We start from the raw sequence: 20,942 nt of genomic DNA, 5'->3' as shown, positions 1-20,942 counted from the left end.
CCTCCCTACCCTTAATAATAGCCGCCATGTCAGCAAACCAAGGTCTCATGTCAGGCGTGATGCAGGAGAGGAAGCTTGAGGGCCAGAGCAAGGAGGTCCTACTGAAGGCCCTGGCGTTGAGGAGCATCGAGGACCTCCCGAAGATACAGGAAGACGTGTCCAACAAGACAATCGTCATCCTGAAGGTGACTCCGCTCGCCCAGAAGAGCCTCGAAGAACTGAAGTCGTCCGTTGAACAGCTCTACGAGTTCGCAACCTCTGTCGGAGGAGACATCGCCAGGCTGGGCGATGAAAGGGTGGTTATCACCCCACCAGGCGTCCGCATCTGGCGCGGGCTGCAGTGATCGGGACCAGCGTCCTGAGACCGTTCAGCTTTCCGTTCTCTCGGCTCCCGTTATGATACGGTGAGGTCTCCTGAGGCGAACTGCCTCGTCGCGAGGTCCCGCGCGGATGACCCCGCAGCTTCAGACGAGCACTCCGCCCTGGATTTGCGTGATCAGGCTCGCGCCTTCCTGAAGGGTCAGGTCAACCTCGACCTCCAGAGGCTCACGGGGCCGGCCTCGATGATTTCGTCATCGAATGGCTTCTCGGGGGCGCGCTCCCTTGTCCACCAACATCACAGCCGTCTCCACGGAGTGGAAGCGGAGGGGCGATGCCATCATGATCAGAGGGGAACCGCGGTCTGCGATGGGGGCCGACCTGGGGAGTAGCGTCGGGAACGCCGAGTCCAGGCTAGGTCTGCCAAACATGCCCTCTGGAAGGAGGTTCAGGCTGCAACTATCTTGTCGTGATATGTGCTGCGCGTTTAATGTTTCTACATCAGCAGCTGGCGTGTTACCCAGCGCCGCTAGTATACCCGGATAGCTTCCTGCACTGCCGGGTGGATGGCGGGGACGCGGTATATCCTCTGGATAGAGTATGCCAGGTTCTCCGTCTTCCTTTTCTCTCCGTGGTTCACTATCACGAGCTGGAGCTTGGGCCTCACCTTCCCGACGAACCTGATAATCTGGTTGTAGTCGCTGTGGCCGCTGAACCCGTCGGCCTTCTGTACCTTGGCTTTGACGTCGACGATCTTTATCTTCCCGTTCTGGTCCATGAGGCTCGCCTGGCTCCCACCATCGAGGACCCTCCTCCCCATAGATCCCTGGACCTGGTAAGAGACGAAGAGTATCTTGTTCTTCTCAGACGGCGCCAAGTGCTCAAAGTAGTCCAGCACCGGCCCCCCCTCGAGCATCCCAGAGGTCGCCATTATGATGGCCGGCCCCTCGCGATATGCTTCCTCCCTGTCTGAAGGGTGCTCCACTTCCGTGAAGTACTCCGACTTGAACGGGTTCACCCCCTCTTCGAGTATCTTGGTCCTCAGCTCCCGCGAAAGGTAGTCGGCGTAGGAGACGTGGATAGCCGTGGCCTCGGAGATCATCCCTTCCATAAAGACGGGCGCCTCCATCAGGACCTTGTTCCTCATGTACTGGTCCAGAACTATGAGAATCTCCTGGGCCCTCCCGACGGCCGGGATGGGGATTAGCACCTTCCCTCCCTGGCGGAGGGTCTCGTTGATGGCGTTGACGAAGCTCATCTCTACCTCCTCCCTTACGGGCATGATGTCCTCCTTTGCTCCGTAGGTGCTCTCGGTGATGAGCGTCTCGACGCGCGGGTAGTTCCAGGTGGCCGAGTCGAACAGCGCCGTCCTCCCGTACTTGTAGTCCCCTGTGTAGACTATGTTATGAGCTCCGTCGCCTATGTGCAGGTGGACCGTGGCAGAACCAAGTATGTGCCCTGCATTGTTGAACACGAGTTTGATGTCGGGGGAAATGTCTGTGACCATCCCGTATGGAAGTGTTATGGCGTGCTGTATCTCGTCGCGGATGTCCTTCTGGTCGTAGATTAGCCTCCCGCCCTCTATCTGTGCTATCTTCACGAAGTCGTTCTGCAGCATGGTCATGAGCGGCAGGGTCGGCTCGGTGCAGTACACCGGCCCGTCGTAACCGTACTTGTACATGGCTGGGACGAAGCCCTGGTGATCCAGATGCGCATGGCTGACAACTATGGCGTCAAGTTCATTGGGCGCTATATCGGCCCAGTCGAGCCTCGGATACGCGTCCCAGCTGTTCCTCGAGCCCGGATGGATGCCGCAGTCCAGCAGGATCTTGCTCTCAGCCGTCTCCACCAGGACGCACGACCTCCCCACCTGCTGGAACGCGCCGAGGGTCTTGATGGTCACATGCTCTTCGGCTGCGATTCTCGGTCTGAAGATCGCCTCCCCGAGCTCCCTGTAGAACTTCTCCCTGGCCTCGCTCCCGACCTTCAGCGCGTAGTACACGTTCTGAATGGCGGTGGACTTTATGTGCGGGGCCTTCCTCACCTTGATCTTCCACCCTGTCTGCTCCATGGCGCCGCCGAGGTCGAACCCCGCTTCCTGCGACAGGATCCTGGGGTTCTCGGCTTCGAGCGTTATCTCTCCGAGGGCGTCGTCAAAGAAGTAGTTGGACGCTCCAGCCCCGGGAGGGACGAGGCGCTCCAGAATCTGCCGGGCGTCGCTCTCCTGCTTCCGTATGGACTTCTCCGTCCTTGTCACGACTCTCTTCTTCAGAGAGTTGACTATCTCCGAGATGACGTAGCTGTTCTTGTGCAGGAATGCCGGGTTCCTTGTATAGAGCGCGATTCTTGGCCCTTCGTACTCTATGCGCGTTATCTGAGCCTCCGCTGGGATGTTGGTCAGGATGGCGCTCATCAGGCCTACTCCGCTAGCTTTCTGTTCCAAGACTAATTGTCAGTTGTAAACTGGGCCAGGAGCTTGTCCTTCTCGGTCTCCGACAACTCTCTGAATCCTTCCGCGTCGAGAATCGCCACGTCGAAATGGTCCCCCGTCGCGACGTTCCTTCTCGTGGCCGCGATTATGGCCTTCGCCGCAAGGGGATAGGCCTTGGACGTCGTCATCCCTTCCTTGAACTCGGCCTCCAGGATCCCATAGGCGACAGGCGACCCGCTCCCTGTCGCTATCATCTTCTCCTGGTTCATCGACCCGAAGAAGTCCACGTTGTATATCGAGCCTCCAGTGGAGTCTACCCCTCCAATGAGGACGTCTACAAGAAGCGGATACAGCCTCGACGAGAACGCGACGTTGGAGACTACCTGGGCGGCGGCCTTCACCGGCATGGGCCTTCCCTTTTCAATCCTGTAGGTGTTGGTGTGATACTTCAGGGTGTCTGCGACGTACTGCAGGTCGGCGACCCCCCCGGAGATCGTCATCGCTATGTTGTCGTCAATCTTGAGCAGCTTCTTGGCTTTCTTGTGGGCGATGAACCCTCCAGCGGTCACCCTAGTGTCGGTCGCGAACACGACTCCGTCGGAACAGACGAGCCCCACGGTCGTCGTGCCGTGGTAGGTCATCGACTCCACGGTCTTCCTCTTCCCTGCTTGGTTGAAAGCGTTAGACATTTGCCCAAAACCTCTTCAGAACGGACAAGAGAGTCTGCGCCGCCGTTGCTTATTTAATCTTTCCAACCGAGGCTTTGTTTACTTGGCGCGAAACATCATCGAGTCAACCAGTTCTCTCTCGAGCAGTGCAGCCGGGCACTCCAGGCATCGTGCGCGTCCTTCGACTTTGCGCATGGTTCCGTGGGGACCACGCAACGGGTGTCATCTTTTTGCGAGACACGCGACTGCCGAGATTTCCCGTTTTTGTTAAGGTAACCCGGTGCAGAAACAAATGCTTTATACCCACCCACCCTCATCCGTTAGGCATGGGAAGTGAGGATTCTACAACAAAGCAGTCCCACAGCGAAGAGTCCGAGTCCACACCGTTGGACTCGAAGATGAATAGGAGAACATTTCTGAAGGCGAGCACAATCTCCGCCGGGGTGATTGGCTTAGGCGGAATCGCCCTGAGCACGGGTAACAGCACTACCGTGGTCCAGACTCCAACTGAGAACGTCCCTGCGACGTCAAATTCTGACCCATTTGCTTCTCAGCCTGTTACGCTGAACATAAACGGAAAGAACTACGACGTGGGCGTGGAGCCAAGAGACATGTTGAACAATGTGCTTCGGGATGACCTTGGTCTGATAGGCACCAAGCGGCCCTGCAACAGAGGAGAATGCGGGGGGTGCACCGTCTTGATTGATGGCGTTCCCTATATGTCGTGCACATACCCTGCATATCGTGCGGCTGGACACTCAATCGTCACGGTCGAGGGGTACAACATTCCTGCGAGCGCTGAAAGTAGAGTCCTCAACGCTCTGCAGTTGGCTTGGGTACAGGAAGACGGCGGGCAATGCAGCGGTTGCCAACCGGGACAGATTATGTCTGCGACTGCCCTCCTGTTGAGCAATCCGAACCCCACCTTGGACGAGATCAAGACTGCGATGAGCGGGAACATCTGCAGGTGCGGAAACTACGACGGAATCATCGCCAGCATCCAACTGGCGGCGCAGAATCTTCAGGGAGGTAGCGCGTAATGAGTAGCAAACCCCAGAGCAGCGGCCTGAACAACCTGGACCCTAACGCCAAATTCAATCTGGTGGGCAACCAGGCGGTCACTCGACGCGACATATACGCGAAGGTGACTGGTCAGAGGAAGTACACCCTCGACATAGGTCCTAGCGACATAGGACAAAGTACCATGTGGTACGCTGGTTTCCTCGTCGCGCCGCATCCTCATGCCAAGGTGACGAGCATAGACGTCAGCGCGGCTCAAGCTGCTGGATATGTGACTCTCGTGGAGTCTGATCTTCCGGTCGGTGCCCTGTTTGGCGCTGGGGCCAGAGCCTATCCGCCGCTGGTCAGCAGCGAGGTGCTGTACCCTGGCCAGCCCGTGGCGGTAGTGGCTGCCCCCACCGCGAACGAGGTGGTGGACGCCCTGAACCTGATTCAGGTAGAGTACGAACAACTCCCATACGTCTTCGACGCCCAAGATGCGCTTCAGGCAACAGCTCCGCAGCTTTGGCCGGGCGGTAACGTCCCCGGTGGTGGCGTAGGCGAAAACGGGGCGGTGACGTCGGGGACGCTCACCTTGAATCTGGGTGACGTAGACACTGCGCTTGCAAACGCCGACGTCGTTTACGAAGACACATTCAACACCTCGATACAACAGCACTTCGAGATCTTTCCTAGAGGAGCGGTAGCCTACTGGACAGGGGGACAGTTGACTGTCAACGCCTCCACCCAGTTCGCGTGGGCCGTCCAGCAGCTGCTGGCGGGGTACTTCGCAATCCCAGCTACAGACGTGAGGGTCAGCACTTCACTGGGTGGCTATGAGGACGGCGGTGCCTTGGGCAACGGCCTTGGGAACAAGTCCTCCGGAGAGGAATACGTCCTGGCTGCCGTACTTGCGCAGAAGATTGGCGCCCCGGTGAAATTCGTCCACACCAGGCTCACGCACGCGCGCACTACCACGAACAGGTGGCCGTTGTCGGCTACGTTCAGGCTGGGCGCGATGAACGATGGTACCTTGGTAGCCATCGACGGAGTGTACACAGCCAACGTCGGAGGACGCGGCGGTGCCCAGGGAGCAGACGCGGTCGGCGACTTCTACAACGCATACAACTGTCCAAACATGCGCTTTTACAGCATCCCAGTGACCACAGACGCTTACTCGAACGGGGCGGCAATGAGGAGCGTCGGTGAAGAGCAAGGCCACTTCCTGATGGAGTCCGCCATCGACGAGCTGGCGCACAAGCTCAACATGGATCCCGCCCAGTTCAGGCTCAAGAACATGAGGCAGGCTCCGAACGCAGTCGAGCCCTTTGCTAACCTGCCATATACCACCATAGCACAACCGCAGGCGCTCCAGGAAGCAATGCAAGCGTTCGGTTGGAGCAACCTGTGGAAAGGGTGGGGCGTCCCCAGCTCCGTCAACGGCACCAAGAGGGTCGGAGTAGGGATGTGCATCCAGAATGCCTCCAAGGGTTCTCCCTTCCCTCCATCCACGTCGCAGGTGCAGGTCGACCCCGATGGGACAGTCACCGTATACATCGGCCTCACCGACCACGGCGCCGGCGGCAACACAACCTTCCCCCTCATCGCATCAGAGGCGCTCGGTCTCACCTCGATGGACAATGTCAAGCTGATTCAGTCAGACACGAAGTACACGACCAACGCCAGCGTGACAGCAGGAAGCCAGTCCACGCACAACTCCCACTCTCTGCTCTATGCCGTAGAGGATCTCAAGAACCAGTGGTTCCCAATAGTGGCGAGCCAGTTGAATGCAAACGCAAACAACCTCGCCTTCGGAAACGACACAATCTATGACACCACGAACCCAACGAACAGCATCTCCTTCAAAGACGCCGCGGCTCTACTCACGAGCTCAATCAAGGGGTTCGGGGTATGGCAGATCCCATTCAACGTAGCCTACAGGTCAACCGGAGCTAGGTTCGCCCAGGTAGAGGTGGACACCGAGACCGCGGTGGTTCATGTCATCAGTCACACCTTCGCTCTGGGCCTAGGCAGGACCATCTTCTACAAGGGCGCCATACACCAGATGATGGGCGGCTCGGTGATGGGAATCGGCTCGGCCTTCTTCGAAGAGCTGCTGAACGACCCCAGCCAGAACGTTACTGTGAAGCCGGGTTATCCCACTTCAGGGAGCTGGCTCAACCCGAACTACCATGACTACCAGATACCCACGATATACGAGAATCCCGATTCGGCGAACGTAATCCCCGTGGAGAACATCGACCCCACGGGCCCATTCGGCGCAACAGGGATAGGCGAGAACTGCATCATCGCGGCTGACATCTCCTTCATCAATGCCCTCAGCAACGCCTTGGGCGGGTACAGGTTCCACAAGACCCCTGTCCGCATCGAGGACGTGGTAGAGGCGATACAATGGATGAATAGCAACCCCAACGGCGCATCGGGCACGACGTCGAGCACGACATCATAGAGGGTGAGAAATTGAGTAGCAACAACGAAGTACCAAAATTCGGCCTGCTCACGGCGAGCACGCCTGCGGAGGCGGTCTCCTTCCTGACACAGTATGGCGACCAAGCTAGGATTGTGTCGGGCGGCACGGATCTCCTCTACTCGATGAAAAATGGTGTGACATACAAGACCCCGAAATATGTGATCGACATCTCAAGCCTCCCTCTCAATTACATAAAATATGATGCCACCGATGGGCTCAGAATCGGTGCCACCACGCCCGTCTCAGCCATCGCTTCCGACCCGAACATAGCGCAGTATTACGCGGTTTTGAGTCAGGCCGCGGCCACCGTGGCCGCCCCCCAGATTCGCAACCAAGCAACAGCCGCCGGCGACATCATCCAAGACACTTGGTGTTGGTACCTGAGAAACAACTATCCCTGCTGGCAAAATGGCGGCAACGTCTGCTACGGCGTCCTGGGCGACAACAGATATTATCAGTCCATCTTCGGCGGTAGGCTGACATTTGCAGTCAACCCTGGCGACACGCCAGTAGCATACTTCGCGCTGAATGCGGACGTCACCGTGCAAGGCCCGAACGGGACCACCAACATGCCAATCAGCCAGCTCCTCCCAGGAGTAGCCATAGTAGGGGGGAAGGTAAAGGAGAACTCACTCCAGCACAACGAGATGATTACAGAGATTCATGTCCCAGTGCTTCCTGCGAACTCCGTGAGTTCTTGGTACAAGGTGCGCGCAAGGCAGTCCTTCGACTTCGCACTCGCTAGCGCAGCGGCTGTGCTCACCATCAGTGGCGGCACCATCTCCCACGCCAGCTTGGTGTTGGGAGGGGTCGACGTCGCGCCACATAGGGCGACGGCCGCGGAGTCATTCCTCGTCGGGCAGAGCCTTACGACCGGCACGATTCAAGAGGCAGCCGCGAAGGCGGTCGAAGGGGCGACCCCGCTCACGACTGGCACAGGTAACTCCTTCAGGGTGTTCCTAGCCCAGGGCGCCGTGAGTAAGGCGCTGACGCTGCTGAGCTAGGCGCGCGACCTCGTTGACGGCTGAGGATGGGGAGCAACCCTCTCCAACTGTCGGCAACTCCTTAAGAGGCTCTAGAGCGCAGGGTATCGTGAATGTCGTCCTCTCTGCCCATCTGGGTTGACGTAGATTGAGTGCGGGTCAGCCTCAGGGTGGAAATGAGCCAGAGGACCTCACCCTCGACCAGATTACCGGGAAGTACAAGAACCGCTGGGTGGCTATTCTGGTCACCGCCCGGGACGCCAACTCCCAACCTTCCAAGGGAAAGGTGGTGGGTCAGGACGTAGACAGATTCAGACTCAGATCCGGCTTGATGAAGTACCCCGACATCTGCATATTCTACACCGGTGAAGCGCCTTATCCGATGCTCCTTTGACGGAATTCGAGTTGGGAAGGTTCCCTTCCCTTTTCGTCAGGGTGAAGGGGTCCAACTCCAAGGCCCGGGAGTACAGAGCACTTGTGGACCCGGTGTATGAGTACTGTATCGTCCCCAAGGGGGACGCGTACATCTTCGGCCATCCAGAGGTGGCGTTCCAGCACGAGACGGTCGGCCCCCCTAACGCACGGACCCTGATGACGGCAGGAGGCTTCAGCAAGACGGTCATTTTCGAGGTTGAGGCGGTGGAGATAGGCGGCCTTTCTTTTGAAAGGGTGGAATTCGCGGCAATAGACCTCCCCCAGGAGATCGGGTTTGAAGCGGTTATCGGTCAGAGCCTACTGAAGCACGCCGTAGTCAGTCTCGACTGGGATCACAGACTGCTGCGGCTAACGAAGGTGAGCTGAGTGTTCGGCAGCAAGAAGCTGACATTCCAGGTCAAGGATCCGATGCTGGTCATGTGTCGCGTTGCCGGGACAGGCGGCCGCACAAGAGAACTTTCTGCCCTGGTAGACTTCAACTCCACCCACTGCCTGATGTTCGCCAACGACGCTGTGTTCTTGGGGTATTCTGACGTCGCCAACAGAGCCAGGGAGTGGAGGGAGGTCTTCCCCCAAAAGGCGCCCTACTTGATGTCCTTCAGAGGAGTGGAACGTGGTATCATGGTCAGGCTGAAGCGGGTTTCGATCGGCCACCTTGCGGTTGAGGATGTGACAGCGGTCTCACTGGAGATGGAGCCGTCCTTGTTGTTGCCATACGACATGGTCCTCGGAAGGTCATTCCTCGACAAGTTCAAAGTGACCTACGACGGGAAGTCGAAGATGCTTTCTATCTCCTAGATTACACGATGCGATGACGAAAAGACCGACGTCGCTGAGTCAACGATAGGCTCGTTCGGCAGGTTTCTATGGTGCGGTCGTGACGGCATAATGTCGCCCCCGGTCAGCTCTGATGCGCATTGTTCGGCAGCGGTGGAGCGAGTCAGGTCAAGAGGGGACATATCGCTGACAGATTGACAAAGTCTCTGCACTCAAAACGATTTAATAGCCGTCTAACCCAACTGGTTAGGTCGGAATGAACACCTCTGGTGCCGTTCAGACCGCCGTACAAATGCGCTGGATGAAAACAAGACTGACGGTTTCTGGACTCTTTATCCTCGCCCTGGGTGTATTCTACGAAGGGATTGTCCTCCCTGCGACCTCGTTCGAAACGGCAGTCTACAGGTATCCGTTCTCCTTTGAAGCTGACATATACCTGATTGCTGTGATTCTGATGGCGATCCACTACGTGACTAGGTTCTTCGTGCCGAGGCGCGCCTCGACAGAGCCGGTCAAAATAACCAAGACCATAGGCCTGGAGATGGCTCTGAAGATAGCGTTCCTCTTGGAAGTAGGCGGCTCGTACCTCACCGGCACGATGATTGCCTCACCCGAGATTTTCACGCCTATGAAGCTCCTGACTGGTGCGACACTTCCGTTCGCACTCAACCTCCACTCCTTGTTCGCGACGCTCCTGATTGCAACCGGGATAGGCATCGTCGTCCTCGAGGTTGCGAGGATCGCGACGAAGAGGCTGACCCTGAAGCAATGGCTGTTCAGCGCTAGGTTCCTGGAGGCAAAAGTCCTGTACTGGGTGTTGGCCGCTGTGGTGATATTCCAGGGAGTATTGGGCCTATACCTCCTCGGGTCGATTTCACCCATCGGTCCGTTCGGTTTGTTAGGTCTAAACTCCTATGGGTTCGAGGCCCTTCTGCGGTCCCTCCACGGTCCTACTGCAGCGGTGCTGATTTCCCTGTTCTACGGGATGCTATATCTGAGAATCAGACCGGACTACAGCATAAAGTAGGACGAAAAGGGTCCGTCTACAAGGGCAGCTTGCGGTGTTGGAGTACTCAGGTGATACGCTGAACGCTCGCGCTCTGCCGCGGCCTAAGCTTAGCCAGTGCACGAGCGGCCAGGACTCGGGGGCTCCGCGACAGGAATGCACTACATTGCCGAGCAATGTTTTTTTGCCATATGCAGGAGTTCTCCCTGATTGACCCTTGTAGTGCCTGCGGCTGACCGACTTGTCGACAGCAAAGGCAGAGTTGCTAAGAAGCTCAGGATCTCCGTGACTGACAGGTGTAACTTCGCCTGCCTCTTCTGCATGCCCGACAAGAGCAAGGTGAAGTGGTTGCCCGAAGCCGACCAACTGACGTTCGACGAAGTCGAAAAGACCGCGCGCATGCTGTCGGGGCTGGGGATAGACGGCATCAGGATAACTGGTGGGGAGCCGCTCTTGAGGCGGAATCTGGAGGCCCTCGTTGCCAGGCTCTCCCGCATCGATGGGGTCGACACCCTCGACATGACTACCAATGGCTGGTTCCTTAAGCAGAGGGCCCACCTGCTCAAGGACTCGGGCCTGCAGGGGGTGACGGTAAGCCTCCACAGCCTGAAGAGGGACAGGTTCAGCAAGATCTCCGGCGTGGACGCCCTCCCGCGGGTCTTGGAGGGCATCGAGGAGGCGCTCCGGGTCGGACTGGATCCTGTCAAGGTCAACTCAGTGGCTCTCAGGGGCTACAACGACGACGAGATCGTCGACCTGGTCGACTATGCGCACTCCAGGGGGCTGTCGATAAGGTTCATCGAGTTTATGCCATTGGACGGGCTGGGAGTCTGGTCCCCCGACGCCGTCATGGCGGGGAAGGACATCATAGCGGCCCTGAAAAGCTCCTATGACCTCAGACCCATGGGCAGGGAGATGGGGAAGACCGCCTCACTCTGGTCCATCGGCAGCGACCGAGGGAGGCTCGGACTGATAACGCCTATGAGCGACCCGTTCTGCGACGACTGCGACAGAATCAGGCTGACTTCAGATGGGATGCTGCTCTCCTGCCTCTTCGACACGCAGTACTACGACCTCAAACCCTTCCTTAGAGGAGGGTCGGACGCGGAGCTCGCCAGGTTCATGAAAGGCGTCGTGAGCAAAAAGCCGGAAGGCGTGGGGCACATGCCGTGGATCAAAGGCGGATGGGAGAAGCCGAGGAACATGAACGCCGTGGGAGGCTAGATGTCGCATGGCGGCTGTGAATGCCCTGGTCAACGCGCCGGCGCCCATGGCCGAGGGAGACGAGACAGGCGTAATCCCGCCTGTAGCGGGAGGATAGGCTGGCGCGCTCAGTTACGAGAATCGCCAGGCGGAGGATCAGCCCCGCAGGAGTGATGGCCGAGGTCGCCGACAGGGGCGCCGGAGGCACAGTCGTATTCATAGGGACTGTCCGGATGAAGAGCAAGGCGGGCGATGTGGACGCCATGGAGTATGAGGCCTATTCGAAGATGGCGGAAAAAAGACTCAAGCAGATCGAGGCCGAGGCCAGGACGAAGTGGCCGGTGAAGCAGCTCACCATGATACACAGGGAGGGTTTCCTAAGGGTCGGCGAGGCGAGCGTCGTCGTCGCGGTCTCCTCAGAGCACCGGGCCGACGCGTTCGAAGCGTGCAGGTACGCTATCGACAGAATAAAGACGACACTGCCGCTCTGGAAGAGGGAACGGATCAGAGGGAAGGGTCGCTGGGTAGAAGGCGTCCCAATCAAGAAATGACCGGTCCGGAGTCCTGGCTGACGAGCGCACGTCTCTACTTCGGAAGATACGGTTCCACGTAAACCTGCATCTCCCCGCCGCAGTTGGTCTCCACGTGTATCTCATCCTCGCCCTTTACGCGGAACGCACTTGCCACCGACCTCTCTGTGTCCTCTAGGAACACGGTCACCGTCTTCGGGTGGCCGCTCGCGAGAGTCTGCTTCGCGGTCGCAGCCAGGGCCGACTCGGGGCACGCGCCTCCCAGAGACCCGTAGAGGACGTCGCCGTCCTTCGAGATGACTGTCTTGAAACCGGGCTTCCCCAACGAGGACCCCGCGGTCTTAACCACGGTCGCCACCGCGAAGGGCTGCCCCTTCTCGACCAGGCCGGCCACCACCCGCGCAAACTCGAACTGTTTCAACCCTGAGCTTCTGCTCCTCCGGGCCTATTTAATTCTCGCCGCCAGGCCTTCTATGCGAATGCGCGGCCGAAGCAAGACCGGGGCGACGGGCAACTCGTGCTGGGTTATGCCGTCAGCTCGTTCCTAGCTTGGTGGGTCTTCATGTGGAGCACGACCCTGTCTGAGCCATCGTCCTGAGGTTCTACCACGACGTCGAACTCCTTCCCGAAGAACTCTGACAACATCTCTGCGGTCGTGACGGACTTCAGCCTCCCGCGCAGGACCGCGTTTTCGCCGACGAAGACCGGGTCCATCGGCTCGTCCACATCCTCCCCGCTGTTGACGAACAGCCATACCTCTGACGGGTTCAGACGCCTCGCGATCTCCAGGTAGCGTTCTCTGTCCGGCACGGTGAATGTTCTCGAGACCTTCGCGTAGACGTTCTTGGTCGGCAGACGCAGGGCATATTCGAACTCGGCCTTTTCGCGGCTCCCCGGAGGTTCCCCGAACATCGCGCCGTCGGCTCCATCGTTCTTGAACCTCCTGATGAGGTACTGCTCCACGCTGCTACCCATGTCTTCCTTTGATATCACCAGCGAGACTGTGCGGGGCCCCTCCACGTTCAGCTGGAGGCTCTCGAGCCAGGGAAGGAGGGGAAGGAGGTCATTCAGCCTCTTCGTCGTCTCTTCCGTCGCTTTGTTGTATCTCTCCACCGCCGAAGAAAGCAGGCGGACGGGGGACGAGAAGACGCCGACTCCGATTGCCGTGACGGCAAGGTGAGGCAGGAACTTGGCGAACACCCTCCTCCTGGTTTTGTCAACGTCTTCCTCCTCGGTCACAGTGCCGTTCGCCGTGTAGGGGTCGTATAAGCTCGTCGGGGTCGGTCATAGCCTGAACCCCTCCGTCGGCCCGGACCGAAAGGCCGAGGTCAAGACATCCTCCGCGGCCCTTGACGCAGCAAAAGTCAAGAGACGTGTCCTTGGACACGCGCGACGGTTCGACCAGGTCCCCCGTCGTCTACTGCTTCCGTCTCCGCAGAACCAGCGCCCTGGACACCAGGCCCCCGCCGAAGAACAAGCCCGAAAGCGTTAGCCCGGTCGTGACCTCTATGATGCCTCCTGTCGCACCGGGTGAGATGAGCAACGCTAAGACGAAAGAGCCGACGATGGCATACCTCCAGTTCTTCAACCATGTCTCGTAGGAGACAAGTCCCACGTAGCTGACGGCGATCATGACTATGGGAATCTCGAAAGACAGGCCCAGCGCGACTATGTATGCTATCACCGTCGAGACGAACGTCCCTACGCCCAGGGTGGGTTCGACCCCGGTAGACAGCGTGAACAGATACAGGAACTTGAAGATGACGGGCAAAACAATCTTGTAGGCAAACAAGCCGCCGGCCAGAAAGAGGCCGGTTGCAGGGATCAGAATCAACTGTAGCGTCCTCTTTTCCCTGGGCTTGAGCGCCGGTCCGATGAAGGACGCCGTTTCATAGATCCAGACGGGTGATGAGGAGATCGCGGCCAGCGCCATCGCCGTGTAAAGGATCGCTACGAATGTATCGAACGCGTTCAGGTTGATCAGAAGCATGTGCGGAGGGAGGAGCTGCTGCTTCGCGAAGTTGAAGAACTCTGTGGTGAAACTATGAAACAGGTCTGGAAACGGATAGAATACCGTGACCGACCCAAGCCTGACCCATACCGGCTTGCAAATGAAGAAGAGAACGAAGAACACGAAGAAGGAGGCGAGCGAGATGAGGAACCTGCGAATCAGCTCGGCTATGTGTTCGAGGAACGGTAATTCCCTCCGGTCTGACTCAGGCTTAGCGGCTGACAAGCTCATCCCCTTGCGGACGCACCGAGGGATGGCCCTTAACTCCGTTCTCTAAAGGCTGCCTGCGCAGCTACGCGCCGGCCTTCTCTTTGAGCTCTTTCAGCTCTTCCTCGAGCTGCGATATGCGCCTGCGCGAGTACTCTCTGTCTTCGTTGATTGGCTGGTGCGCCTGTGGAGCTACTTCCTTCACCGGCTGCTGGGGCGTGCTTTTGACCGCACCTGTAAAGTCGGTCGAGGTCCGCAGCTCTGCCACTTCCTTCTCCAGCTCGGCCTGTCCCTTCCTGAATTCGCCCATCGCTCTGCCCATGGAGCGCGCCAGTTCAGGGATCTTCTTCGCGCCCCCGAAGAGAACGATGACCACGACGGCAAGGATGCCCCAGTCGGTTATGCTTCCAATCATTAGCTCTTCATTATTCTAAACAAGAGGCTCCTATTTAACCGTCGCGGGTGCGACAAACCGGCGGGAGACCGGGGACCCATGAGAAGCGGCCTTAAACCACGGCCGTTGGCGTCCCTGAACGTGGAGCCTGGCTATCACCTCATGGAACTCCCTAACAGGGTCCTCATCGGCGAGGGGGTCCTGGGACGCCTCGGCGAGTTCGTCGGAGACGAGGCCCGGAAGAAGAAGGTCGTCGTCGCGTCCGGGTCCAACGTCGCCTCCAAGGTGAAGGGCTCCATAGACTCGGCCCTCGGTGGGAGCCCCCTCTGGGTGGAGGTCACGGCTGCGGACCTGGGCAACGTCCGGAAGGTCGAGCGCGCGGCGTCCATGTCGGCTTGCATCATCGGGGTGGGAGGAGGGAAGAGCGTCGACGTCGGGAAGCTCGCGGCGTTCAGGCTGGGGGTGTCGTTCTATTCGGTCCCAACCAGCGCCTCCCACGACGGGATCTCGAGCCCCTTCGCCTCGCTGAAGGGGTTGGACAGGCCGTACTCCGTAATGGCTAAGCCGCCGGTGGGGATTCTCGCAGACATCGGGGTGATAGCGTCGGCTCCCAGGCGGCTGCTTGCCTCGGGGTGTGGGGATCTTGTGTCGAAGCTGACCGCAGTGAAGGACTGGCAGCTGTCGCAGAAGGTCACGGGTGAGTACTACGGCGGGTATTCCGCTAGCCTGGCGCTGATGAGCGCCGGCGTTGTTCTCGACCGGTCCCGGATGATTGGGAAGTTCGGGACCGAGAGCGTCAGGGAACTGGTGGAGGCGCTGATAAGCACGGGAGTGGCGGCAGGGATAGCAGGTAGCTCCCGCCCCTGCTCAGGTTCGGAGCACCTCTTCAGCCACTACCTCGACATCCTGGCCCCTACTTCGGGGCTTCACGGAGAAAAGTGCGGCATCGGGACCATAATGATGGCCAAGCTCCACGGGCTCGACTGGAGGAGGGTGAGGTCGGCGCTGAGAAACGTCGGGGCGCCCGTCGACGCCTCGGCGATAGGAGTCAGCGACGCTGACATAATCCGGTCTCTGGTGAAAGCAAGCTCAATCCGTCCGGATAGGTTCACCATACTCTCGACGAAGAAGCTCGACGAGAAGCGCGCGGCCGCGCTGGCGAAGGCTACAGGGGTTATCTAAGGCGCCTTTGCAGCGGCTCCGGCCTTCTTCCTCCGGGGCTTCTCAGGTGCCGTCGGCTTCTCCTCCGTCGGGGGTTCTGCAGGCTTTGCCTCCTTGGGAGGTTCCGTCTGTTTGGCCTTCTCGTTGTTGAACCTCTCCACGAAGCTAAGTGCGGCGACCGTCGGGACGAACTTGAACACGTCGTTCGCAATGCCTCGTTTGATGATCTGCAGCCCTTCAACCAGGAACAGCCCCTCGGGTATCGTCACCGTCACCTTGCCGTCGGCAAGCTGGAAGCCGGGGGTCCCTCCGTCGGCGGCGAGCCTCCTGTCGATCAGCGCCCTCACCTTGTCGTCGTCCGTCTCCACCTTCCGGAGCACTTCGAAGTCGTAGATTATCGACTTCCCGGCCAGCCGGTGGTTGAAGTCTACCTGCGCTCGCCCCGATCCGATGAACCTGACTATGCCTACCCTGTTGTCGATCTCGACCGAATCCCCGACTGCGAGGTCGTGCTCTCTCTCGCCGAACTTGCGGAGCGGGACCATCCGGAGCTGAGTCGGGTCCCTGTTGCCGAAAGCCTTCTCAGGGGCGAGCTCTATCTGCTTCTTGTCCCCCACCGACAGCTTCGCGACCTCCGAGTCCAGGCCGGATATGAGCCACCCCTCGCCTACTGCCTCGAGCCTGGGCTCGTATTTCCTCGACTCTTCGTATATCTTGAGGCGCTTCGCCTCCGACTCGACGGTGGATTCGATCCCCTCGCCCGTGTCCTTCACGTAGGCGGTGTAGTTGGCGAATATCAGCGTCCCTTTGTCTAGCGGCATCGGCTTCGACCAGCCTCCAGGTTGGGTTTAAAGAGTTTCAGCCGCCGAACGCCGCGAGGGTGTCGCGGACCGCCTCTACCGTGGTCTTGACGTATCCTTCGTTTATCTGCCCCATGCACCCCACCCTGAACACCCTGCCAGCGAACGGCCCGAACCCCCCGGCTATCACGACCCCCTTCTCCTGAGACAGGGACCTCCGGAACTTCGCGTCGTCTATCCCCTTCGGGTAGTACGAGGCAATCACCGTCTTCGACCTCACCGACCTCTCGGCCACGGCGCTCAGGCCGAGCCCCGCCATGCCGTCATAGATCAATTGCGACATCCTGTCGTGCCTCTGTACCCTCTTCTCAAGCCCTTCCTCAATGAGTTCCTCGAGGGCCTCGTCCAGGGCGTAGTAGAGCGGGAGGGCGGGCGTGAAGGGGGTCTCCCCCTTCTTACCGTATTCGAGATATCTTGTGATCTCGAAATATCTGGTCTTCGAAGGGGAGCTTTCCAGGAACTCGCTGACCCTGCTGCTCACCGAAAGCAGGGCGAGCCCCGGGGGGGCGGCGACGCACTTCTGACTCCCTGTGATGCAGACGTCTACTCCCCAGCGGTCCACCGGGATGGCGTATCCTCCCAGGCTCGAAATCGCATCTATCACCGCGAAGGCTCCGTGCTCCCTGGCCGCCTTCGTTGCCTCCTCCACGTACGGGACCGCCACCCCCGTGCTCGTCTCGTTGTGCACGAGGAACATCGCCTTGAAGCTTCCAGCCTTGTCCATGGCCGCCTTCAGCTGTTCTAGGGTCGGGGCCGTGCCGAATTCGGATGCCACCTGCACCGCTTCACCCCCCGCCATCTCGACCGTCTCGGCCAGCCTCTTGCTGAACTCCCCGAACACGGGGACGATCGCGACGTCTCCAGGGCGGATGAGGTTCCAGACTGCTGCTTCGACCCCGCCGGTCCCAGACGACGACAGCACCACGACGTCGCCCTGCGTCTGGAAGAGTTGCCTCGTCTTTTCCAGGACCCCCTTGTAGAGCTCCCTGAACGAGTCCCCCCTGTGGTTTATCACAGGTCTGAGCATCGCCTGCATGACCCGCTCCGAGACGTTGGTGGGCCCCGGCAGCATAATCAGCTTCTGCTTATCCATGCTTGACACCCGTCAGGTCCTTCCGGATAAGTGCTCTCACCCTCTCCACCCCTCCGAACTTCTTGACCAGCTCCGCCACCTCCTTCGGGACGAGGCTCTCCCAGTCCTTCTGCTCAAGGATTCTGTCTCTGACGTTAGTGGCCGAGTACTTCTGCCTGTCTAGGTAGGGGACGGAACTGACGTCGAACCCCTCCTCCTTGAACAAGAGGAAGGTGAGGGCGTCGTTGGTGAAGACGGCGTCGAACCGGGGGACCATCGAGACCACCGTGGCGACCCAGAGCGAATGCGAGTCTGCGTCAGGGATTGGGATTGCCATCCACTTCGAAGGGTCGATGCCGTTCCCGTCCAGGGCGCCTTTGACCATCGCGATCCTCTCCCCGGCAGTGAACGGATTGTTCCTCTCGTGGCTTCGCTGGGCAGACCCGACCACGACATAGAGGTAGTCTACCCTTTTCAGGGCGTATCTGACCGCCTCGAGGTGACCGAGGTGGAACGGCTGGAAGCGGCCGACGAATACACCGACGCGCATTCCGGTTTCGTTCGGCCGGCCCGGCTTGGTCTATTTAAGAAAAGCCGAGCCAGAGCTTAACCGTCGCTGCCGGGGGGCCGGGAGACGTGGAGTTCGTCGAAGTCGACGGTTCCCAGGGAGAAGGGGGAGGTCAGATACTCAGGACGGCCGTCGCCTTCTCCGCTATCAAGAAGGTCCCGGTCAAAATCGCCAGGATCAGGGCAGGGAGAGACGTCCCTGGCCTCAAGAGGCAGCACGTGACTTCCCTCAGGGTGCTGGCCGGGGCCTTCTCCGGCAGGTTGGAGGGGGCGAGAGAAGGGTCTCCGGAGGTGAGCTTCGTCCCGGGGGAACCCGTCCAGGAGAGGATGCAGCTGGACACGGGGACGGCCGCCAGCATAACCTTGGTCCTACAGGCGGTGATTCCAGCTGTTGCCCTGAGCGGCGCCAGGCTCTCGCTTAAACTGGTGGGGGGGACTGACGTGCCCTGGAGCCCTACCTTCGACTACTTCCAGCGCGTCGCAGCCGAGGGATACAGGGCGGTGGGGATCAGCGCGAGGGTGGAGGCGGCAAGGAGAGGGTACTACCCGAGGGGCGGAGGGGAGGTGACCGCCGAGGTCGAGCCGAGCAGAGGGGTCGTCCCCCTGACCCTCGTCTCGAGGCGGGCCGTATCCTCGGCTAAGGTGGTCAGCAGGTGCGGAGGGCTCCCCAGAGAGGTGGCCGAGCGCCAGTCGGCCGCCGCGGCCGCAGAGCTTTCTGGGAGGGGCATAGCCGTGGATGAGGCGGAGGCGCTCGACGGGCCGTCCGACTCTCCGGGAACCTCGGTGCTCGTCTACAGGGCAGGGGAGGGGGTCATCATCGGCTCCGACTCGATCGGTGCGAAGGGGAAGCCCGCGGAGGACGTAGGGCACGAAGCTGCCAGAGGGTTTGCCGCCGCCGAGGAGTCCGGCGGGTGCCTCGACGCCAATCTGGCTGACATGCTCCTTCCCCTGCTCTCCCTCGCGGCCGGGCCGTCCTTGGTCAAGGTGCCTGCCCTGACTTCTCACCTCGAAACGGGGCTGCGCCTCGCGTCGCAGTTCACCGGGTGCCAGTGGAAGGCCGAACGAGAGGGGAACGGCGTGCTTGTCGAGGTCGACCCCAAGAACCGGTGACGTCGCCGCAAAAGGCACAATGTCTAAAAGGACGGGTTCAAGCAGCCAGAAACGATTCCATGTCATACGAGCAATATATGCCAGGAGCCACAGCCGTGGGGATCGCCTACAAGGACGGGGTGGTCCTGGGAGCTGAGAGGAGGATCACGCTCGGGAATTTCGTGAGGAGTAAATCAGGGAAGAAGGTGTTCAGGATCACGGACAGCGTGGGGGCGGTGTGCGCAGGAATGGTGGCCGACATGCAGAACCTCGTCAAGGAGGTGGCCGTCTACTCCAAACTCAGGGAGCTGGAGTCGCAGAGGTCTATGAAACCGAACTCGGTGGCGAAGCTGATGTCGACGCTGATGTTCCAGAACAGGTACGCTCCTCTCCTTACCCAGGTGATACTGGGAGGGGTGGGAGACAGACCGGTGGTCTACGTCCTGGACCCGCTCGGGAGCGTGATTTCTGACCAGTACGCTACCGTGGGGACCGGGGAGGAGACCGCGATCGGCGTCGTGGAGGCAGGATACAGCCCGGGTATGACGCAGAAAGAGGCGCGGGACCTCGCCGTGGCCGCGATAAAGGCAGCCGTCGCCAGGGACGCCATGAGCGGAAACGGCATCGACATCCTGACCATCGACAAGTCAGGAATCAAAGAGGAAGGGGTAAACCTCTAAGGGGCGGTCCCGGTTGTGGACATACAAGGGAGTCAAAGTCCACTGGCTCGGCCACGACTCTTTCGTTCTGCAGGGTTCGAAGACGGTGGTGCTGGACCCTTTCAAGACGAAGGGGAACTATGCCGCCGATGTCCTCCTCGTCTCCCACGAGCACTTTGACCATCTGAGCAACGAGGACATCAGAAGGTTCGCGGAGCAGTCTACCCTGATGGTCGCCCCCGAGCAGTGCGAAGGTCCTCTCAGAGCGTTCGGCCAGCAGAAGAGGATCGTCAAACCCTGGGAGAGCCTGGATGCGGGCGGAGTAAAGATAGAAGCAGTCCCAGCGTACAACCTGAACAAGTTCAGGGAGCCGGGGAAGGTCTTCCATCCGAAGGAAGACAGGAAGGTCGGGTACGTGGTGACGCTGGACGGGACGCGGTTCTACCACGCGGGAGACAGCGACTTCATCCCCGAAATGAAGAGCCTGGACGTGGATGTTGCTTTCCTCCCCGTCTCAGGTACCTACGTGATGACCGCCGAGGAGGCGGCTGAAGCGGCGGCCTCCATCAGCGCGAAGGCTCTGGTGCCGATGCACATCGGCAAAATCGTGGGGACGATGGCGGACGCCGAGAGGTTCAGGGTGCTGGTCGGCGGGAACAAAAAAGTAGAGATTCTCGAAGAAGAGTAGGCCCTACTCGGGGACGCTTTCGGAGTGGAGCTTCCCGTTCTCCAGCCGGACGAAGAGGAACCTGTTGTCCCCGAAGACCAGGGTCAACTCATTCTCGTTCTCTTCCACCGTGAGGAGGGACTTCCCTACTATGCCGTCGAATTTTGCCATGGACGGCTTCCGGGCTCCCCGCGGTTCGTATTTCTGTCTTGCCGGTCAGGGGCCGAGGTACTTCGTGAGCTCCTCAGAGCCCGCTCGCTCGCCCCTCCCCACCGGAGCCCCGGTCGAAGCCCTGATCATCTCCCGGATGACCTGGTCTATGCTGGCGCTCCTCCTGCTCGTTTTGAGGAGTTTGAGGGCCTTGTGAGTGTCGTCGTGGACCTTCACGGACTTCACCTTCCGGCATGGAGCGTC

At 59.7% G+C, this 20,942-nt stretch carries 25 protein-coding genes; 14 read left to right on the top strand and 11 right to left on the bottom strand.

The window, feature by feature from the left end; all coding sequences use genetic code 11:
• The first annotated feature begins 59 nt into the window (after positions 1-59).
• A complete protein-coding gene (gene sepF, locus JRN21_07370) occupies positions 60-344 on the top strand; it encodes a cell division protein SepF (GenBank protein MDG6989131.1) in 285 nt (94 codons plus the stop codon).
• A 503-nt stretch (positions 345-847) separates the two neighbouring features.
• Here sepF and JRN21_07365 read toward each other — a convergent pair.
• Both JRN21_07365 and JRN21_07360 read right to left on the bottom strand, forming a co-directional pair.
• Positions 848-2,731 carry a beta-CASP ribonuclease aCPSF1 gene (locus JRN21_07365; GenBank protein MDG6989130.1) on the bottom strand — a complete coding sequence of 628 codons (1,884 nt, stop codon included), beginning with the start codon at positions 2,729-2,731 and terminating at the stop codon, positions 848-850.
• Positions 2,732-2,763: 32 nt separating this feature from the next.
• Positions 2,764-3,390 carry a proteasome subunit beta gene (locus JRN21_07360; protein ID MDG6989129.1) on the bottom strand — a complete coding sequence of 209 codons (627 nt, stop codon included), beginning with the start codon at positions 3,388-3,390 and terminating at the stop codon, positions 2,764-2,766.
• 638 nt (positions 3,391-4,028) lie between these two features.
• Between JRN21_07360 and JRN21_07355 the strand changes: the two genes are divergently transcribed.
• The 9 genes from JRN21_07355 to JRN21_07315 all read left to right on the top strand — a co-directional run bounded on the left by JRN21_07355 (position 4,029) and on the right by JRN21_07315 (position 11,862).
• On the top strand, positions 4,029-4,457 hold the full coding sequence (locus tag JRN21_07355; protein ID MDG6989128.1) for a (2Fe-2S)-binding protein: 429 nt from the start codon (positions 4,029-4,031) through the stop codon (positions 4,455-4,457).
• Positions 4,457-6,886, top strand: coding sequence for a xanthine dehydrogenase family protein molybdopterin-binding subunit (locus JRN21_07350; GenBank protein ID MDG6989127.1), 2,430 nt, complete (start codon positions 4,457-4,459; stop codon positions 6,884-6,886). The genes JRN21_07355 and JRN21_07350 overlap by 1 nt, the downstream gene beginning before the upstream one ends.
• Positions 6,887-6,897: 11 nt before the next feature.
• On the top strand, positions 6,898-7,911 hold the full coding sequence (locus JRN21_07345) for an FAD binding domain-containing protein (GenBank protein ID MDG6989126.1): 1,014 nt from the start codon (positions 6,898-6,900) through the stop codon (positions 7,909-7,911).
• Between the two features lie 127 nt (positions 7,912-8,038).
• Positions 8,039-8,284, top strand: coding sequence for a hypothetical protein (locus tag JRN21_07340; GenBank protein ID MDG6989125.1), 246 nt, complete (start codon positions 8,039-8,041; stop codon positions 8,282-8,284).
• Positions 8,281-8,691 (top strand): hypothetical protein, encoded by a 411-nt coding sequence (locus JRN21_07335; protein MDG6989124.1) that lies wholly within the window; start codon positions 8,281-8,283, stop codon positions 8,689-8,691. The genes JRN21_07340 and JRN21_07335 overlap by 4 nt, the downstream gene beginning before the upstream one ends.
• Entirely contained in the window at positions 8,692-9,123 is a 432-nt protein-coding gene (locus JRN21_07330; GenBank protein MDG6989123.1) for a hypothetical protein, read from the top strand.
• A 235-nt stretch (positions 9,124-9,358) separates the two neighbouring features.
• Entirely contained in the window at positions 9,359-10,129 is a 771-nt protein-coding gene (locus JRN21_07325) for a hypothetical protein (GenBank protein MDG6989122.1), read from the top strand.
• A 189-nt stretch (positions 10,130-10,318) separates the two neighbouring features.
• On the top strand, positions 10,319-11,332 hold the full coding sequence (gene moaA, locus JRN21_07320; GenBank protein ID MDG6989121.1) for a GTP 3',8-cyclase MoaA: 1,014 nt from the start codon (positions 10,319-10,321) through the stop codon (positions 11,330-11,332).
• A 152-nt stretch (positions 11,333-11,484) separates the two neighbouring features.
• Entirely contained in the window at positions 11,485-11,862 is a 378-nt protein-coding gene (locus JRN21_07315; GenBank protein MDG6989120.1) for a molybdenum cofactor biosynthesis protein MoaE, read from the top strand.
• A 34-nt stretch (positions 11,863-11,896) separates the two neighbouring features.
• On the opposite strand, the gene JRN21_07310 is transcribed toward JRN21_07315, so the two are convergent.
• The 4 genes from JRN21_07310 to JRN21_07295 all read right to left on the bottom strand — a co-directional run bounded on the left by JRN21_07310 (position 11,897) and on the right by JRN21_07295 (position 14,474).
• Positions 11,897-12,262, bottom strand: coding sequence for an XdhC family protein (locus JRN21_07310; GenBank protein MDG6989119.1), 366 nt, complete (start codon positions 12,260-12,262; stop codon positions 11,897-11,899).
• A gap of 104 nt (positions 12,263-12,366) precedes the next feature.
• Complete coding sequence (locus tag JRN21_07305; protein MDG6989118.1) at positions 12,367-13,080, bottom strand: hypothetical protein; 714 nt, start codon at positions 13,078-13,080, stop codon at positions 12,367-12,369.
• Positions 13,081-13,258: 178 nt separating this feature from the next.
• On the bottom strand, positions 13,259-14,077 hold the full coding sequence (locus tag JRN21_07300; GenBank protein ID MDG6989117.1) for a preprotein translocase subunit TatC: 819 nt from the start codon (positions 14,075-14,077) through the stop codon (positions 13,259-13,261).
• 67 nt (positions 14,078-14,144) lie between these two features.
• A complete protein-coding gene (locus tag JRN21_07295) occupies positions 14,145-14,474 on the bottom strand; it encodes a twin-arginine translocase TatA/TatE family subunit (GenBank protein ID MDG6989116.1) in 330 nt (109 codons plus the stop codon).
• Positions 14,475-14,552: 78 nt separating this feature from the next.
• On the opposite strand from JRN21_07295, the gene JRN21_07290 reads away from it, so the two are divergent.
• The gene (locus tag JRN21_07290; GenBank protein MDG6989115.1) at positions 14,553-15,635 is read left to right on the top strand and encodes an iron-containing alcohol dehydrogenase; all 1,083 of its coding nucleotides are present in this window, start codon (positions 14,553-14,555) and stop codon (positions 15,633-15,635) included.
• Here JRN21_07290 and JRN21_07285 read toward each other — a convergent pair.
• From JRN21_07285 to JRN21_07275, 3 genes are read right to left on the bottom strand one after another with little or no spacing between them, the layout of a single operon-like run.
• Positions 15,632-16,435, bottom strand: coding sequence for an FKBP-type peptidyl-prolyl cis-trans isomerase (locus JRN21_07285; protein MDG6989114.1), 804 nt, complete (start codon positions 16,433-16,435; stop codon positions 15,632-15,634). The genes JRN21_07290 and JRN21_07285 overlap by 4 nt on opposite strands.
• Before the next feature lie 37 nt (positions 16,436-16,472).
• On the bottom strand, positions 16,473-17,567 hold the full coding sequence (locus JRN21_07280) for an alanine--glyoxylate aminotransferase family protein (protein MDG6989113.1): 1,095 nt from the start codon (positions 17,565-17,567) through the stop codon (positions 16,473-16,475).
• Complete coding sequence (locus tag JRN21_07275; GenBank protein ID MDG6989112.1) at positions 17,560-18,096, bottom strand: nicotinamide-nucleotide adenylyltransferase; 537 nt, start codon at positions 18,094-18,096, stop codon at positions 17,560-17,562. Before JRN21_07275 ends, JRN21_07280 begins: the two co-directional genes overlap by 8 nt.
• Positions 18,097-18,182: 86 nt before the next feature.
• Here JRN21_07275 and JRN21_07270 point away from each other — a divergent pair, with 86 nt between their 5' ends.
• The 3 genes from JRN21_07270 (at position 18,183) to JRN21_07260 (ending at position 20,549) form a co-directional block, all read left to right on the top strand.
• Positions 18,183-19,223, top strand: coding sequence for an RNA 3'-terminal phosphate cyclase (locus JRN21_07270; GenBank protein MDG6989111.1), 1,041 nt, complete (start codon positions 18,183-18,185; stop codon positions 19,221-19,223).
• A 77-nt stretch (positions 19,224-19,300) separates the two neighbouring features.
• Entirely contained in the window at positions 19,301-19,882 is a 582-nt protein-coding gene (locus JRN21_07265; GenBank protein ID MDG6989110.1) for a proteasome subunit beta, read from the top strand.
• A 13-nt stretch (positions 19,883-19,895) separates the two neighbouring features.
• Complete coding sequence (locus JRN21_07260; protein MDG6989109.1) at positions 19,896-20,549, top strand: MBL fold metallo-hydrolase; 654 nt, start codon at positions 19,896-19,898, stop codon at positions 20,547-20,549.
• A 3-nt stretch (positions 20,550-20,552) separates the two neighbouring features.
• Here the strand turns inward: JRN21_07260 and JRN21_07255 are convergent, their stop codons facing one another.
• Together JRN21_07255 and JRN21_07250 are read right to left on the bottom strand one after the other, a co-directional pair.
• Positions 20,553-20,699, bottom strand: coding sequence for a hypothetical protein (locus JRN21_07255; protein MDG6989108.1), 147 nt, complete (start codon positions 20,697-20,699; stop codon positions 20,553-20,555).
• Between the two features lie 45 nt (positions 20,700-20,744).
• Positions 20,745-20,924 carry a hypothetical protein gene (locus JRN21_07250; GenBank protein ID MDG6989107.1) on the bottom strand — a complete coding sequence of 60 codons (180 nt, stop codon included), beginning with the start codon at positions 20,922-20,924 and terminating at the stop codon, positions 20,745-20,747.
• Positions 20,925-20,942: the final 18 nt, after the last annotated feature.

It is taken from the genome of Nitrososphaerota archaeon (assembly GCA_029785825.1).
GTDB lineage: Archaea > Thermoproteota > Nitrososphaeria > Nitrososphaerales > Gagatemarchaeaceae > UBA183.
The sequence above is the reverse complement of the archived record's forward strand: the minus strand, read 5'-3'. Positions and strand labels throughout refer to the sequence as shown.